This window comes from Streptomyces sp. NPDC003456 (assembly GCF_042878735.1).
In the GTDB taxonomy this organism is placed as follows: Bacteria; Actinomycetota; Actinomycetes; order Streptomycetales; family Streptomycetaceae; genus Streptomyces.
In genome coordinates this window covers 478,370-494,637 of record NZ_JBIAOK010000006.1, presented here as the reverse complement: position 1 = coordinate 494,637, position 16,268 = coordinate 478,370, and the positions used below count along the sequence as shown (strand labels likewise).

Here is a 16,268-nt window from a genome sequence, read left to right as displayed (position 1 = left end):
CACAGAAGTTATCCACAGGTCCGCTTCTCGACCTGGGGACAAGTCGACAACGATCTGTGCGTCAGTCGACAAATCGCCCTCCGAGCCCTCGATGCGGTCATCGCCGGGCAGGTCACCCTTCGTCCACCGTTTCCCCATGCGTCACTCTTCGAGGTGACCTCTTTCCACCCGAAAGTGAGGGTAGGGAGGGTTTGTCTTGGGCATTTCCCGGAGGGGCGCGCGCTTGCGGAGTGATCCATTCCGAAGTCCACAGATCTTGCACACACCCTGTGGATAACTTTTCCGACCGCGTGGACCGCTGTGGACAACCAGGCCCCAAGTCCCGTTCCCCGCAAGGAAATCGAGTCAATACGGCGGGTGCGGGTTGCCTCGTTCCGGGGGGCGGCGCCGCCCATATTGACACGCCGCGCAAATCGTCCATAACCGGTCGTAAAGGGCGCGCTGCATAGTGAGTCGTAGGTGGTCACCCCACACCGGTAGCCTTGGGCGCGTGATTGACCTTCGCCTGCTCCGTGAGGACCCCGACCGTGTGCGCGCGTCGCAGCGTGCCCGTGGAGAGGACGTCGCGCTCGTCGACTCCCTCCTGTCTGCCGACGAGCGGCGCAGGTCGTCCGGCGTCCGCTTCGACGAGCTGCGCGCCGAGCAGAAGGCGCTCGGCAAGCTCATCCCCAAGGCGAGCGGGGACGAGAAGGCCGAACTGCTGAAGAAGGCAGGTCAGCTGGCCGCGGACGTCAAGGCCGCCGACGCCGACCGGGACGCGGCAGCCGCCGAGACCCAGGAACTCCTCCTCCGCCTCGGCAACCTCGTCCACCCGGACGTGCCGGTGGGCGGCGAGGAGGACTTCGTCACCCTGGAGACGCACGGCACGATCCGCGACTTCGCCGCCGAGGGCTTCGAGCCCAAGGACCACCTGCAGCTCGGGCAGATCCTCGGCGCGATCGACGTCGAGCGCGGCGCCAAGGTCTCCGGCTCGCGCTTCTACTTCCTGACGGGCGTCGGCGCCCTGCTGGAGCTCGCCCTGGTGAACGCGGCGATCGCGCAGGCCACCGCGGCCGGCTTCACCCCGATGCTGACCCCGGCCCTGGTCCGCCCCCAGTCCATGGCGGGCACGGGCTTCCTCGGCCAGGCGGCCCAGGACGTGTACCACCTCGCCGACGACGACCTCTACCTGGTCGGCACCTCCGAGGTGCCGCTCGCGGCGTACCACATGGACGAGATCCTCGACGCCGACCGCCTCCCCCTGCGCTACGCGGGCTTCTCGCCCTGCTTCCGCCGCGAGGCCGGTTCGCACGGCAAGGACACCCGGGGCATCTTCCGCGTGCACCAGTTCGACAAGGTCGAGATGTTCTCCTACGTCTCCCCCGAGGACTCCCAGGCCGAGCACCAGCGCCTGCTGGAGTGGGAGAAGCAGTGGCTGACCTCGCTGGAGCTGCCGTACCGCGTGATCGACGTGGCGAGCGCCGACCTCGGTGCCTCGGCCGCCCGCAAGTTCGACTGCGAGGCGTGGATCCCGACGCAGGGCAAGTACCGCGAGCTGACCTCCACCTCGGACTGCACCGAGTTCCAGTCCCGCCGGCTGTCGATCCGCGTCCGTGACGGCAAGCAGGTCAAGCCGCTGGCCACGCTCAACGGCACGCTCTGCGCCGTCCCGCGCACGATCGTGGCGCTCCTGGAGAACCACCAGCAGGCCGACGGTTCGGTGCGCGTCCCGGAGGTGCTGCGCCCGTACCTCGGCGGCCGGGAGGTCCTGGAGCCGGTGGCGAAGTGACCACCGCCCTTCCGTACAGGCTGGTCGCGACCGACCTCGACGGGACGCTGCTGCGCTCCGACGACTCGGTCTCCCGGCGTACCCGTGACGCGCTCGCCGCCGCCACCGCGGCGGGCGCCGCGCACATCGTCGTCACCGGCCGCGCGGTCCCCTGGACCCGGCACATCCTCGACGACCTCGGCTACCAGGGGCTGGCCGTCTGCGGCCAGGGCGCGCAGGTCTACGACGCCGGCGCGCACCGCCTGCTGACGTCGGTCACGCTGGACCGGCAGCTCGCCGGGGTGGCGCTCGCCAAGATCGAGGCGGAGGTCGGCCCGCTGCACATCGCGGCGAGCCGCGACGGCCTGGACGGCGAGGTGCTGGTCGGGCCCGGCTACGCGGTGCAGGGCACCCTGCCGGCCACGCCGTTCACGGACGCCTCCGATCTGTGGAGCGCGCCCCTGAACAAGCTGTACATCCAGCACCCGACGCTCTCGGACGACGAACTGTGCGAGGTCGCCACGCGTACGGCCGGCGGCTTCGTCACCGTCGTCGTGGCGGGCGAGGGGATCGTCGAGCTCCTGCCGCTCGGGCTGTCCAAGGCGACCGGGCTGTCGCTGGCGGCCCGCCGGCTCGGGGTGAAGGCGGCCGACACGATCGCCTTCGGCGACATGCCCAACGACATACCGATGTTCGGGTGGGCCGCCTACGGCGTCGCGATGGCGGACGCCCACGACGACCTCAAGGCGGTCGCCGACGAGGTGACGTCCTCCAACGACGAGGACGGCATCGCGGTGGTGCTGGAGCGGATGCTGGGCTGAGCACCGGGCCGGGCGCGAGGCGCGCGGCCGGTCGCCGCGTTGCATGCTCTGGGTGCGTTCGGCGCGTTCGGCGCGTTCGGTGCGTTCGGTGCGTTCGGTGCGTTCGGTGCGTTCGGTGCGTTCGGTGCGTTCGGCGGAGGATGCACGGATCGAACGTGCGCGGGCCTTCCGGCCCGACCATGGCTCAGCGAGCCAGTGCCTTCCCACTCGGCCAATCCTCCGGGTGGGCGGCCCACGCGACGTGCGGATCGCGTGCTCGAAGCGGCCGCCCCGGGCAGCTCCCCGTGCGGTGCGGGCTCCACGGAGGGGTGGTGCCTACTCCGGAACCGGCCGCGGGCTGCCCTGAAGGGAGCTGGACGTACTGCCGTGCATGGGCATCGTCCCGCTCCTCTCCCGGACCACGACGCCGGGCATCTCGCCCGGCGGGGACACGACCACTGTGCCCGCCGGGCGAATCGGGCGCCACTGAATAAACCGGCGGTCGCCCGGCTCAGCGCCGGCGCCACCTCCGCCGGCGGACCTTGCTGAAGAACCAGCCCGCGGGCGGCTCGTCGGAGCGCCAGGGCTGGGGCTCCGGTTCCTCGCGGCGCCAGCGCGCGGCGAGCATCCGGGCCCGGGCCGAGGGCTCGGAGGCCCCGGCGGCACGGACGAAGTCCTCGTCCAGCACGACGTCGTCGATGTGGTCGATGCCGACGCTCTCGTCCTTCTCGTCCTGTTCGTCCCTCTTTCCCGCCATCTCCGCCTCCCCGGCCGTCAGAACTCCCGTGCTTCCCCGCCGCGCGTCCGTCAGTGTGCCTCGACGGGGGTGAGGCCCCCGTCAAGGCACGGGCACGTCACTCCTCGCCGGCGAGGGTGAGGGAGCGCAGCTTCTGGCCCGCGTACCAGGTGGCCAGCACGGTGACGGCCACCAGCAGCACCGTCGCCGTGGTCAGGCCGACGTCGGAGGAGACCAGGTCCCCGCCGGACACCTTCTGGGCGACGGCCAGCGACCACTGCTGGACGCTGAGCGTGCGCGCCCCCGGCACCAGGGAGCCGAAGAGGGCCTCCCAGACCAGGGCGTAGACAAGGCCGAACACCACCGCGTGCCGGGAGACCGTGCCCAGCAGCAGGAACAGGGCCGCGTAGGCGATGGACGCGACCAGCGCCGCCACCGTGTAGGCGACCGCGACCTGCTGGCCGTTGCCGTTCAGGATGAACCCGGCGACGAGTGTCGGCACCGCGGAGAACACCATGGTCACCGCGACGGCCACGATCAGTTTGGTGAAGATGATCGTCGGCCGCTTGATCGGCTTGGACAGCAGGTACACCACCGAGCCGTCGTCGATCTCCGGGCCGATCGCTCCGGTGCCCGCGATGACGCCGATGATCGGCACCATCGTGGCGAGCGCGAGCCCGCCCAGCAGGTCGGCCGCGGTCTGGTCGTCCGCTCCGGCCAGAGCGCGCACCGCCACGGCGATCACGATCAGCAGCAGCGGCAAGGCGCCCAGGATGAGGGCCCGGCGCCGGCCGAGCAGGGCCCGGTAGGTGAGCCGGGCGACTGTGGGGTCGTACATCAGGGCCTCCTACGCCGCGACCAGGTACGAGAAGACGGACTCGAGGGACTCGTCGGACGGCGAGACCGTGAGCAGCCGGATGCCGTGGTCCCTGGCGACCTTGGGCAGCAGCGCGGTGAAGCGGCCGAAGTCGACGGCCTGGATGCGCAGGGCGCCCTCGGCGTGGTCGACCTCGATGCCGGACGTCGACGGGTCGGCGATGAGCGCGGCCGCGAGGGCGCGGTCGTCGCTGGAGCGCACCAGGTAGCGGTGCGGCCGGTCGGTCATCAGGCGGCGGATCTTGCGGAAGTCGCCGCTGGCGGCGTGCCGGCCGGCGACGACGACCTCGATGTGCCAGGCGAGCTGTTCGACCTCTTCGAGGATGTGGGACGAGAACAGCACCGTGCGGCCCTCGTCGCCCATGCGCCGCAGCAGGTCCATCAGCTGCATGCGCTGACGCGGGTCCATGCCGTTGAAGGGCTCGTCGAGCAGCAGCAGCGAGGGGTCGTGGACGAGGGCGCTCGCCATCTTCACGCGCTGGCGCATGCCTTTGGAGTACGTCTGGATCTTGCGGTCCTGCGCGTACTCCATCTCCACGGTGGCCAGGGCCTTCTGGGCCGCCTTGGCGCCCAGCCCGTGCAGTTCCGCGTTGGCGAGGACGAACTCCTTGCCGGTGAGGAAGTCGTACATGGCCTCGCGCTCGGGGACGACGCCGATGTGCTTGTAGATCTCCTCGTTGCGCCAGACCGGCTTCCCGTCGAGGGTGACCGTGCCGGTGGAGGGGGCGAGGAAGCCGCCCATCATGTTGATGAGGGTGGACTTCCCGGCGCCGTTGGGACCGAGCAGGCCCGTGACGCCGGGGCCGATGGTCATGGTGATGTCGTTGACGGCGACCACGTTGCCGAACCAGCGGGAGACGTGGTCGATGCTGAGCGTGGTCACAGTCCCACCTTCTTGTAGCGGCGCATCAGGAGGGCATGGCTCGCCGCGATCAGGCCGAGGGCGACGAGCAGGAAGACGGCGCCCTCGCCGGTGCTCGGGCCCACCCCGCCGGGGAAGGCGGAGGTCGCGCCGAGGAACGCGGACTGCACACCGTCGATCAGAGTGATCGGCGAGAAGAGCCCGATCCACGGCACGGCGTCGCTGCTGCCCTGCGCGTCGGCGATGGCCTGGAGGGTGGAGACGGCGCCGTAGGTGATGGTCAGCACGGCGATCACCGCCGCGATGCCGAAGCCGCGGCGCGGCGTGAAGGACGCGATGACCAGGCCGATGCCGGCGAAGAGCAGTGAGAGCAGTGCCACGGACACCAGTCCCTGTCCGAATCCCTTGGTCTGGTCGGCGAAATCGAGCTTGGCCAGCAGCGCACCCACGTACAGCACCAGCAGCGGGGCGGCGGTCAGGATGAACAGCGCCGAGGCCAGGGCCGCGAACTTGGCGCGGACGTAGTCGGCGGTCTCGATGGGCCGCGAGAAGTACAGCGGTACGGTCCTGAAGCGCAGGTCGCGCGAGACCGACTGGGGTGCCTGCGAGGCGACGTACAGGCTGATGACCGCCTGCATGACGATCGCGTAGCGCGTGTAGTCCAGCGGCAGTTCCTTGGCCTTGGTGGCGACCGCGACGGCGACCATGATGGCCGCGGGCACGCACATCACCACGAACAGCAGCATGGGCAGCACCTTGGACTTCACCGAGCGGCCGAGGCCGTAGGAGCCGCGCAGGGACTGCGAGTACAGCGAGCGGCGGGCGTAGGCGCGGCCGAGGCGCGGCCCGTCGTAGCTGCGGTAGCCGATGTTGTGGATGCGGGTCTGGTCACCCGGTGCCGGGGTGGACGCCCCCGTGGAGTGCTCAACCGCCATGGCCGACCGCCTCCTTCCGCTGCTCGTTCCGGTCGCCGGTCGTGAAGACCTCGGAGATGTGGTGCCGGCGCTGCTCCATGCGCACCAGGCCCAGTCCGAGATCGGCGATCACGTCCCTGACCAGGTCGTACGTCTCCTCGCCCTGCGCGGTGAGCAACAGGATGTGGCCGGCGCCCGGCAGGCCGCTGCCGTCCTCGACGCTCACCCCGCGCGCGTGCAGCGCCTCACGGACCGCGCGGGTGCCGTCCGGGTGCTCGTCGGTGTCGGTGACCTCGATGGCCAGGGTGGTCGTGGTCTGGGTGAAGTCCCGGGTGGAGCTGGAGCGCAGGAGCTTGCCGCCGTCCACCACGACGACGTGGTCGCAGGTGCGCTCCAGTTCGCCCAGCAGGTGCGAGGTGACCAGCACCGAGATGCCGAAGTCGGTGTGGATCCGGCGGATCAGGCCGAGCATCTCGTCGCGGCCGACCGGGTCGAGGCCGTTGGTCGGCTCGTCCAGGAACACCAGCTGCGGATCGTGCACCAGGGCCTGCGCGAGCTTCACGCGCTGCTTCATGCCGGTGGAGTAGCCGCCGATGGGGCGGTAGCGCTCCTCGTACAGGCCGACGTGGCGCAGGGTGTCGGCGGTGCGCTCGCGCGCGGCCGTGGGCGGCAGGCCGGACATGCGCGCCATGTGGACGACGAACTCGGTGGCCGAGACGTCCGGCGGCAGGCAGTCGTGCTCGGGCATGTACCCGACGCGTTCGCGGATGGCGGCGCCCTGGGTGGCGACGTCGAGGCCGAGCACCTCGGCGCGGCCCTCCGTGGCGGGGGACAGACCCAGCAGGATCTTGATCAGTGTGGACTTGCCGGCCCCGTTGGCTCCGACGAGTCCGGTCACACCGGGCCCGACGTCCACGGAGAGCCGGTCAAGCGCGGTCACCCGGGGGAACCGCTTGCTCAGGCTTTCGGTCGCGATCACAGTCACGCTTCGACGGTAGGGGCCGTGCGCGTGGCGGTCGTCACTCCGCAGGTCTGTCTTGGGTCAGCCTGGAGTATTAGGGGCCCTTAGGGGACCTGGTTCTCCAGGGGTAGCGGGGCCCGGGAGGTCCTATTGACGAACTCTCTAACAACTGCCAGATTCGCCGGATGACGTTGCTCAGGGGCGCGCGCGAGCGCAGGGTGCGGACCGGCGGAGTCGAACTGTGCGTGGCCGAGCTGGGGGACCCGGGGCGGCCCACGGTCGTCCTGGTGCACGGCTACCCCGACACCAAGGAGGTGTGGTCGGAGGTCGCCGCACGGCTCGCCGGCGACTTCCACGTGGTGGCGTACGACGTCCGCGGCCACGGCCGGTCGACGGCGCCGCGGCCGCTGCGGGGAGGATTCACGCTGGAGAAGCTGACGGACGACTTCCTCGCCGTCGCGGACGCGGTGAGCCCCGATCGGCCGGTGCATCTGGTCGGGCACGACTGGGGGTCGGTGCAGGCCTGGGAGTTCACCACCGTGCGGCGCACGGAGGGGCGCATCGCCTCGTTCACGTCGATCTCCGGTCCCTCCCTCGATCACTTCGGCCACTGGATCGGCAGGCGCCTGCAACGGCCCACCCCGCGCCGGATCGGCCAGCTGCTCGGGCAGGGCGCCCGGTCCTGGTACGTCTACCTGCTGCAGACGCCCCTGCTGCCGGAGCTGGCCTGGCGCGGTCCGCTCGGCAGGCGCTGGCCGAAGGTCCTGGAGCGCGTCGAGAAGGTGCCCGTGGGCGACTACCCGCGGCCCTCCCTGCCCTCGGACGCGGCGCACGGCGCCTGGCTGTACCGGGACAACGTCCGGTCCCGGCTGCGGGTTCCCCGCCCCGACGCCCACGCCCACGCGCCCGTGCAGCTCGTGACACCGCTGGAGGACCGGTTCCTCTCGGAGCGGCTCAACGATGACCTGGAGCAGTGGGTTCCGCGGCTGACGCGCCGCACCGTGCAGGCGGGGCACTGGCTCCCGCGGACCCGTCCGGAGCAGCTCGCCGCGTGGATCGGGGAGTTCGCGACCTCCGTCGAGGCGGGGCGCTCACCGGCGCCGGCGAGCGGGGAGCACGCCGAGCGCTTCGCGGGGCAGCTCGTCCTGGTCACCGGTGCGGGCAGCGGCATCGGGCGCGCCACGGCGCTCGCGTTCGCCGCAGCGGGAGCGCGGGTGGTGGCGGTCGACCGGAACGCACAGGCGGCCCTCCGCACGGCCGAGTCGGCCCGCCTGGCGGGCGCGGCCGGAGCCTGGGCGGAGACGGCCGACGTCTCGGACGAGCAGGCCATGGAGAAGCTCGCCGAGAAGGTCGACGCCGACCACGGTGTGGTGGACGTGCTGGTGAACAACGCCGGGATCGGACTGTCCGGTTCCTTCTTCGACACCACGCCGGAGGACTGGAGGAAGGTCCTCGACGTCAACCTGTGGGGTGTCATCCACGGGTGCCGGGTCTTCGGGCGGCGGATGGCCGAGCGCGGGCAGGGCGGCCACATCGTGAACGTGGCGTCGGCCGCCGCCTACCAGCCCTCCCGCGCGCTTCCCGCGTACAGCACCTCGAAGGCGGCCGTGCTCATGCTGAGCGAGTGCCTGCGGGCGGAACTCGCCGGGCAGGGGATCGGCGTGACGGCGGTCTGCCCCGGTTTCGTCAACACGTCCATCACGTCCACGGCGCACTTCGCCGGGGTCGACGCCCGGGAGGAGCAGCGGCTCCAGCAGCGCGCGGCCCGCCTGTACGGACTGCGCAACTATCCCCCGGAGAAGGTGGCCCGCGCGATCCTGCGGGCGGTGGCACGCGACCTGGCCGTGGCGCCGGTGACGCCGGAGGCGCGGGTCGCCCGGCTGCTCTCGCGGGTCGCCCCGGGACTGCTGCGCGGCATCGCCCGGATCAAGCCGCCTGTGTGAGAAGCGGCCAACGTCCGCACGGGCCACGCCAGTTGTCCACAGTGGAACCCCTTCTTCCTGTGGATAACACCCCTTGGCTGTGGACCAAACCCGAAGTGTGAAACTCGATCGCGTGATTCACGTCTCTTGCAGCACCCTGGGGGGATGGACGAAAGACGCACCGTGAAGGTGTCGAAGTACCTCTCCAAGCACCTGCGCCACCAGCCCGAGCGCATCGGTCTCACACTCGACGATGCCGGCTGGGTGGAGATCGACACCCTGATCGCCGCGGCCGCCGCACACGGCTTCCGGTTCAGCCGGGACGAGTTGGATCAGGTCGTGGCCACCAACGACAAGCGGCGCTTCGCCGTGGAGGGCAGCCGGATCCGCGCCAGCCAGGGGCACAGCGTCGAGGTCGACCTCGGACTGCCCTCGGCGACCCCGCCCGCCCACCTCTACCACGGCACCGTCGCCCGCAACCTGGAGGCGATCCGGGCCGAAGGGCTCCGGCCGATGAACCGGCACGCCGTCCACCTGTCGCCCGACCGCGAGACGGCCACCCGTGTGGGCGCCCGCCGTGGGCAGCCTGTCGTGCTGGGCGTGGACGCGGCCGCCATGCACCGCGACGGGCACGTCTTCCGGGTGAGCGAGAACGGCGTGTGGCTGACCGAGGCGGTGCCGCCGGGTTATCTCCGGTACCCGGGATCCCGTTGACGGACTGTGCGCGGTCCGGCACGGCAGGTGCCTGTTTCACGTGAAACATGGCTGCCCCGCCCGTCTCCTTTAGGCTCGACGGCATGAGTCTGCGTCTGAGCACCGTGATCCTCCCCTACCGCCGCTGGCACGAAGGCGGCGGTGCGGCCTGGACCCGGGCGGAGCAGCTCGGCTTCCACGCCGCCTACACCTATGACCACCTGTCCTGGCGCACCTTCCGGGACGGGCCCTGGTTCGGTGCCCTGCCGACCCTCACCGCCGCCGCGGCCGTCACCGACCGGATGCGGCTGGGCACCCTGGTGACCTCCCCGAACTTCCGGCATCCGGTCACCCTCGCCAAGGAGCTGATCTCCCTCGACGACATCTCCGGAGGGCGGATCACCCTGGGGATCGGCGCGGGCGGCTCCGGCTTCGACGCCACCGCCCTCGGCCAGGAGCCCTGGACGCCGCGCGAGCGCGCCGACCGCTTCGCCGAGTTCGTCCCGCTGCTCGACCGGCTGCTCAACGAGGCCGCCGTGTCGTACGAGGGCGACTTCTACTCGGCCCACGAGGCGCGGAACATTCCCGGCTGCGTGCAGCGCCCCCGGCTGCCGTTCGCGGTGGCCGCGACCGGTCCGCGCGGGCTGCGGCTCGCCGCCCGGCACGGGCAGGCCTGGGTGACGACGGGCGACCCCAAGCTGTTCGAGAACGGCACTCCCGAGCAGTCGCTTCAGGCCATTCGCGGGCAGGTCGAGAAGCTGACCGACATCTGCGCCGAGACCGGCCGGGACGTGAGCGGCCTCGACAAGATCCTGCTCACCGGGTTCACCCCGGACCGCCAGGGCCCGCTGCAGTCCCTGGACGCCTTCGTCGACTTCGCCGGCCGGCACGCGGAGCTGGGCTTCACGGAGCTCGTGATCCACTGGCCGATCCCCGACTCGCAGTTCGCGGCGGAGGACAAGGTCTTCGAGGAGATCGCGATGGAGGCACCGGCGCAGTTGCGCTGAGCCGGAAGGACTCCTGGTGGGAGCGGTATCCACTCACCTGTGCACGCACCCGCCCGTCCGTGCAGGCATATGCGGGACAATGGCCGGGTGACTTCAGCGACCCGACAGCCCGAGATCGCGGCCGAGACCGTCCCGCCGCGACTGATCGCCACCGACCTCGACGGCACCCTGCTGCGCGACGACAAGTCGGTCTCCCCGCGTACGGTCGCGGCCCTGGCCGCCGCCGAGGAGGCGGGCATCGAGGTCTTCTTCGTCACCGGCCGCCCGGCCCGCTGGATGGACGTCGTCAGCGAGCACGTGCACGGCCACGGCCTGGCGATCTGCGGGAACGGCGCCGCCGTGGTCGACCTGCACGGCGGCCCCGGCGCCCACCGCTTCGTGAAGGTCCGCGAGCTGGCCCGGGACAACGCCCTGGACGCCGTCCGGCTGCTGCGCGACGCCGCGCCCGGCACGGTCTACGCGGTAGAGCAGACCTACGGCTTCTACCAGGAGCCGGCCTATCCGAAGCTGCACATGGAGATACCGGACAGCCTCGCCCCCGCGGAGGAGCTGCTCTCGGCGGACCACCGCGCCGCCGCCGAGCCGGTGCTGAAGATCCTGGCCTACCACCCCGAGATCGACCCCGACGCCTTTCTGACCCTGGCCCGCCTCGCCATCGGCGACCGCGCCAACGTCACCCGCTCCAGCCCCAGCGCCCTGCTGGAGATCAGCGGCCCCGAGGTGTCCAAGGCCAGCACGCTCGCCCTGTGCTGCGCCGAGCGCGGCATCTCCCACGAGGAGGTCGTCGCCTTCGGCGACATGCCGAACGACGTGGAGATGCTGACCTGGGCCGGCCGGTCCTACGCGATGGGCAACGCCCACCCGGATGTGGTCGCCGCCGCCTCCGGCCGCACGGTCGCGAACAACGAGGACGGCGTCGCGGTCGTGATCGAGCGCCTGCTGGCCGAACGGCTGTAGCCGACACAGCAGCCGCGCGGCGGCCCGGGCGGGCGGGCCAGAGGCGTCCCGGAGCCGTGCGCGTGCTCCGGCGGACGCCCCCCTGCGGGTCACAGTGACACGCCGCGGGCGTCCAGCCAGGAGACCGGGTTCACCGCCGAGCCCGTCTCGGGTGTGACCCGGGCCTCGAAGTGCAGGTGGGGGCCCGTGGAGTTGCCGGTGGTGCCGGACTGCCCGATCCACTGGCCGGGTTCGACCAGCTCGCCCTGGTCGACGGCGACGGCCGAGAGGTGGGCGTACTGCGTGTAGTAGCCGCCCGCGTGCTTCAGCACGACCTGGATGCCGAAGGCCCCGCCGCAGGACACGCTCACCACCCGGCCCGCACCCACGGCCCGCACGGGCGTCCCGATCGGGACGGCGAAGTCCTGCCCGGTGTGCCGGTTCGACCACCGCGCCCCACCGCTGCCGTAGGACGCGGACAGCTCGTACGTCTCGACGGGCGCGACCCAGGCGCTGGTGAAGCCCGTCGCCGGCTGGTCGAGCCGGACCGCTCCCGGGCAGGACCCCGCGGCGACGGCGGCGTCCGCCTGCCCCTGGAGCTGCTCGCGGGCCGACGCGAGCTTCTCCTCGATGCCCGCTTTGAGGGCGGCGAGCTGGGCATTGCGCTTCTCCAGCCTCTCCCACAGTGCCGCCGCCCTGGCCTCGTCCGCCGCGAGTCGTGCCTCGGCGCGGCTGCTCTTGTCGATGGCGTTGTTCAGGGCCAGGTCCGCCTGGGAGAAGGCGTGCTGACCGCGCATCAGGGCGTCCGGGCTGTCGGCGAGGATCATCTGCGCGGCCACGGGCAGCCCTCCGCTGCCCCGGTACTGGGCCCGGGCGATCCGGCCCAGGTCCTCGTGCAGCGCCGCGATGTGCTGCCGCTGGGCGTCCAGCAGTGCCTCCGCCCGGCGGGCCTTGGCCCGCTGCTCCTCGGCCTCGGCGCGTCCCGTCTCGTACTGCCGGGTCGCGAAAGCGGCTTCCTCGTACAGCCGGACCACCTCGGCGCTGAGCCCGCCCGAGGCCGATTCCGCACCGCCGGTGCCGATGCCGGGGCCGGTGCCGTACTCCTCGTCGGCCGAGCCGGGCCGGGCCGCGAGGACGGCCAGCCCGCACAGCAGGACCGGAACCAGCAGGCGATGGCGGCGATATGAGCGCATGTCAGCGATCGTGACCCGCGCCGGCCGCCCGGTCCTGTTCTCGTCGTACGGCCGGGGGACCGGCTGCCCCGAACGGCCCAGGACGGGCCCGCCGGGAGCCCCTTCGACGGTGCGAGGGAGCTACCCCACGGCGACGAGCGACTCCACCGCCGCCTCCCGCTCCGCCATCCTCCGCAACGGACCCTCCACGGCCATGAGTTCGGCGTACGTGCCGCGCTGCACGACCTGTCCCGCGTCGAGCACGATGACCTCGTCCACGGCGTCCAGTCCGGCTAGCCGGTGCGTGATGAGCAGCGTCGTACGGCCCTCGGTGGCCGCCAGCAGGTCGGCCGTGAGCGCGTCGGCGGTCGGCAGGTCGAGGTGCTCGGCCGGCTCGTCCAGCACCAGGACGGGGAAGTCCGCGAGCAGGGCCCGCGCGAGCGCCAGCCGCTGCCGCTGCCCACCCGACAGCCGCGCCCCGTGCTCACCGACCAGCGTGTCGAGCCCGTCCGGCAGGGAGCCGGCCCAGTCCAGCAGCCGGACCCGCGCCAGTACCGCGCGCAGGTCCTCCTCGTCGGCGTCCCTCCTGGCGAGCAGCAGGTTCTCGCGCAGCGAGCTGTCGAAGAGGTGCGCGTCCTGTGCGCACAGCCCGACCATCGCCCGCACGTCGTCCCCGGCCAGGCCGTAAGCGTCGGCACCCGCCAGCATGTACGCGCCGGCCCGCGCGTCGAGGAACCGCAGCAGCACCTGCGCCAGGGTCGTCTTGCCCGAACCGGAGGGCCCGACCACAGCGATCCGGCGGCCTTCCTCCAGGGTCAGGTCCACCCCGTCGACGGCGTCCCGGTCCTGGCCCGCGTGCCGTGCCACCAGTCCCCTGACGACGACCGGGAAGGGGGATGCGGGCGCCTGCCCGGGCTGCTCCGGTTCCCGCACGGGGTCCGGGGCGTCCAGGACCTCGTGGACCCGCTCGGCGCTGCGGTGGACCCGCTGCCGGTACTGCACGGCGAGCGGCAGCCCGAGCACGGCCTCGAAGGCGGCCAGCGGGGTGAGGACGACCACGGCCAGGGCCACGCCGTCCAGCCGTCCGGCCGCGACCGCCTGCACACCGGCCAGGGCGGCCGCCGTGACGGTCAGGCCCGACACCAGCGCGGTGAGCCCGTCTCCGAGGGCCGTGGCGGTGGCGGCGCGCGAGGCGATCCGCGTCAGCGTCCGGTCGGCCTCGCGCGCCCGGCCGAGCCGCGCCGGGAGGGCGCCTGCGACGGTGAGCTCGGCGGTACCGGTCAGCAGGTCGGTCACCCGCGTGGCGAGCACCCCACGGGCCGGGGCCAGCCGGTGCTCGGCCCGCCGGGCGACCGCCCCGGTGACCAGCGGCACGCCCACACCCGCGGCGAGCAGCCCGGCCGCGAGCACCGCCCCGGCCTCGGGCAGCAGCCACGCCGTGAAGCCGACGGACACGGCCGAGACGACGAGCGCCGCCCCGGCCGGCAGCAGCCAGCGCAGCCAGTAGTCCTGCAACGCGTCCACGTCGGCGACCAGCCGGGAGAGCAGGTCGCCCCGGCGGAGGCGGTACAGCCCGGCCGGCGCCAGCCGTTCCAGCCTGCGGAACACCGCGACCCTGGTGTCCGCCAGCATCCGCAGCACGGCGTCGTGCGACACCAGCCGCTCGGCGTACCGGAACACGGCCCGCCCGATGCCGAACGCGCGCGTCGCCGTCACGGCCATCATCAGATACAGCACGGGCGGCTGCTGCGACGCCCGCGAGATCAGCCATCCCGACGTGGCCATGAGCCCGACGGCGCTGCCCAGCGCGAGCGAGCCGAGCAGCAGCGCGAGCCCCAGCCGGCCGCGCCGGGCCCCGGACATGGCACGGACCCGGGCGAGGACCCCGCCCGACGCGGGCCGGACGGACGTGTCCGGGGCAGCGGGCGGCTGCGCGCCGTCGACCACAGCCGTCCCGCCCTGCCTGAGAGCGGGGCGAACCGCGGGCACGGCGGCCGTCTCCGGCTCCCCCAGGCGCACCACCCGGTCCGCCACCTCCAGCAGCGCGGGCCGGTGCACCACGAGCAGCACCGTCCGCCCGGCCGCCAACCGCCGCACCGCCGACACGACCTCGGCCTCGGTGGCCCCGTCGAGCGCCGCGGTCGGCTCGTCGAGCAGCAGCACGGGCCGGTCCGCGAGGAACGCCCGCGCCAGGGCCAGCCGCTGCCGCTGTCCGGCGGACAGTCCGGCCCCGCCTTCCCCGAGCACCGTGCCGGCCCCCTCGGGCAGCGCGCTGACGAACTCCAGCGCCCCGGCGTCCCGCAGCGCCCGCCGTACGGCGTCGTCGTCCGCGTCGGGCCGCGCGAGCCGCACGTTCTCGGCGATCGTCCCGGCGTACAGGTGCGGCCGCTGCGGGACCCAGGCGATCTGGGAGCGCCACTGCTCCAGGTCGGCGTCCGCGAGGTCGGTTCCGCCGACCGTGACCCGTCCCCCGGCGGGCCGGACGAACCCCAGGAGCGCGTCCAGCAGGGTCGACTTGCCCGCACCGCTGGGTCCGACCAGCGCGACGGTCTCCCCGGGCTCGACGGTGAAGCAGACGCGTGAGACGGCGTCCGCGGAGCGGCCCGGGTACCGGACGGTCACGTCCTCGAAGGACAGCGTGCCGCCCTCGGGCACGCTCGCGGAACCCGTCGCCGGCGAAGGCGTCTCCAGGACCTCGAAGATCTCCTCGGCAGCCGCCAGCCCCTCAGCGGCCGCGTGGTACTGCGCGCCGACCTGCCGCAGCGGGAGATACGCCTCGGGCGCCAGGATCAGGATGACCAGGCCGATGTAGAGGTCCATCTCGCCGTGCACGAGACGCATGCCGATCGTCACGGCGACCAGCGCGACGGAGATCGTCGCGAGGAGTTCGAGCGCGAAGGAGGAGATGAAGGCGATCCGCAGCGTCCGCATGGTCGCCCGCCGGTACTCGCCGGTGATCCGGCGGATCGACTCGGCCTGTGCCTTGGCCCGGCCGAAGACCTTCAGCGTGGGCAGTCCGGCGACGACGTCGAGGAAGTGCCCCGACAGCCGCGACAGCAGCCGCCATTGACGGTCCATCCGGGACTGGGTGGCCCAGCCGATCAGCACCATGAAGACCGGGATGAGCGGCAGCGTCCCCACGATGATCGCGGCGGAGACCCAGTCCTCGGTGACGATCCGCGCCAGCACGGCCACCGGCACGACCACCGCGAGGCCCAGTTGCGGCAGGTACCGCGAGAAGTAGTCGTCCAGGGCGTCGACACCCCGGGTGGCCAGGGCGACCAGCGAACCGGTCCGCTGCCCGCCCAGCCAGCCCGGTCCCAGGGAGGTCGACCGCTCCAGCAGCCGCCCCCGCAGCTCCGACTTCACGGCGGCACTCGCCCGGTGGGCGGCGAGTTCCGTCAGCCAGCCGACCAGTGCCCGCCCGGCCGCCACCGCGGCCAGCAGCACCAGGGGAGTGGCGAGGTCGGACACCGCCATGCGGTGCTGGAACGCGCCGACCACCACTTCGGCGATGAGCATGGCCTGGGCGATGACCAGCCCCGCCCCCAGCGCGCCGAGGGCGATGACGGCCACCAGGAACACCCGGGTGGCACGGGCGTACCGGAGCAGACGCGGATCGATCGGTTTCACGTGAAACAC

The 16,268-nt window shown here is 72.5% G+C and carries 13 protein-coding genes and 1 tRNA gene; 6 read left to right on the top strand and 8 right to left on the bottom strand.

All coding sequences use genetic code 11. The annotated features are described in order from the left end of the window. The first annotated feature begins 490 nt into the window (after positions 1–490). Complete coding sequence (gene serS / locus ACFYWG_RS26590; protein WP_389203923.1) at positions 491–1,768, top strand: serine--tRNA ligase; 1,278 nt, start codon at positions 491–493, stop codon at positions 1,766–1,768. Beyond that, the gene (locus tag ACFYWG_RS26585) at positions 1,765–2,568 is read left to right on the top strand and encodes an HAD family hydrolase (protein ID WP_385411535.1); all 804 of its coding nucleotides are present in this window, start codon (positions 1,765–1,767) and stop codon (positions 2,566–2,568) included. The genes serS and ACFYWG_RS26585 overlap by 4 nt, the downstream gene beginning before the upstream one ends. 134 nt (positions 2,569–2,702) lie before the next feature. Here ACFYWG_RS26585 and ACFYWG_RS26580 read toward each other — a convergent pair. The 6 genes from ACFYWG_RS26580 to ACFYWG_RS26555 form a co-directional block, all read right to left on the bottom strand. After that, positions 2,703–2,789 (bottom strand) — tRNA-Ser (locus tag ACFYWG_RS26580). 269 nt (positions 2,790–3,058) lie between these two features. Beyond that, a complete protein-coding gene (locus tag ACFYWG_RS26575) occupies positions 3,059–3,304 on the bottom strand; it encodes a hypothetical protein (protein WP_389203922.1) in 246 nt (81 codons plus the stop codon). 97 nt (positions 3,305–3,401) lie between these two features. After that, the gene (locus ACFYWG_RS26570) at positions 3,402–4,121 is read right to left on the bottom strand and encodes an ABC transporter permease subunit (RefSeq protein WP_376325789.1); all 720 of its coding nucleotides are present in this window, start codon (positions 4,119–4,121) and stop codon (positions 3,402–3,404) included. A gap of 9 nt (positions 4,122–4,130) precedes the next feature. After that, the gene (locus tag ACFYWG_RS26565; protein WP_376325787.1) at positions 4,131–5,042 is read right to left on the bottom strand and encodes an ABC transporter ATP-binding protein; all 912 of its coding nucleotides are present in this window, start codon (positions 5,040–5,042) and stop codon (positions 4,131–4,133) included. Continuing rightward, positions 5,039–5,956 carry an ABC transporter permease gene (locus ACFYWG_RS26560; protein ID WP_376325785.1) on the bottom strand — a complete coding sequence of 306 codons (918 nt, stop codon included), beginning with the start codon at positions 5,954–5,956 and terminating at the stop codon, positions 5,039–5,041. The genes ACFYWG_RS26565 and ACFYWG_RS26560 overlap by 4 nt, the downstream gene beginning before the upstream one ends. Further along, positions 5,946–6,914: an ABC transporter ATP-binding protein gene (locus ACFYWG_RS26555; RefSeq protein ID WP_383499174.1), complete on the bottom strand. Its 969-nt coding sequence runs from the start codon at positions 6,912–6,914 to the stop codon at positions 5,946–5,948. The genes ACFYWG_RS26560 and ACFYWG_RS26555 overlap by 11 nt, the downstream gene beginning before the upstream one ends. Before the next feature lie 167 nt (positions 6,915–7,081). On the opposite strand from ACFYWG_RS26555, the gene ACFYWG_RS26550 reads away from it, so the two are divergent. The 4 genes from ACFYWG_RS26550 to ACFYWG_RS26535 all read left to right on the top strand — a co-directional run bounded on the left by ACFYWG_RS26550 (position 7,082) and on the right by ACFYWG_RS26535 (position 11,475). Next, positions 7,082–8,839 carry an SDR family oxidoreductase gene (locus ACFYWG_RS26550; RefSeq protein WP_389203921.1) on the top strand — a complete coding sequence of 586 codons (1,758 nt, stop codon included), beginning with the start codon at positions 7,082–7,084 and terminating at the stop codon, positions 8,837–8,839. Between the two features lie 144 nt (positions 8,840–8,983). Further along, a complete protein-coding gene (locus tag ACFYWG_RS26545; RefSeq protein ID WP_389203920.1) occupies positions 8,984–9,532 on the top strand; it encodes an RNA 2'-phosphotransferase in 549 nt (182 codons plus the stop codon). A gap of 83 nt (positions 9,533–9,615) precedes the next feature. Further along, positions 9,616–10,518 (top strand): LLM class flavin-dependent oxidoreductase, encoded by a 903-nt coding sequence (locus tag ACFYWG_RS26540; protein ID WP_385411546.1) that lies wholly within the window; start codon positions 9,616–9,618, stop codon positions 10,516–10,518. A gap of 69 nt (positions 10,519–10,587) precedes the next feature. Next, positions 10,588–11,475, top strand: coding sequence for an HAD-IIB family hydrolase (locus tag ACFYWG_RS26535; RefSeq protein ID WP_389203919.1), 888 nt, complete (start codon positions 10,588–10,590; stop codon positions 11,473–11,475). A gap of 89 nt (positions 11,476–11,564) precedes the next feature. Here the strand turns inward: ACFYWG_RS26535 and ACFYWG_RS26530 are convergent, their stop codons facing one another. Beyond that, complete coding sequence (locus ACFYWG_RS26530; protein WP_383498956.1) at positions 11,565–12,647, bottom strand: peptidoglycan DD-metalloendopeptidase family protein; 1,083 nt, start codon at positions 12,645–12,647, stop codon at positions 11,565–11,567. A gap of 120 nt (positions 12,648–12,767) precedes the next feature. Further along, complete coding sequence (gene cydD / locus ACFYWG_RS26525) at positions 12,768–16,259, bottom strand: thiol reductant ABC exporter subunit CydD (RefSeq protein WP_389203918.1); 3,492 nt, start codon at positions 16,257–16,259, stop codon at positions 12,768–12,770. Positions 16,260–16,268 lie beyond the last annotated feature (9 nt).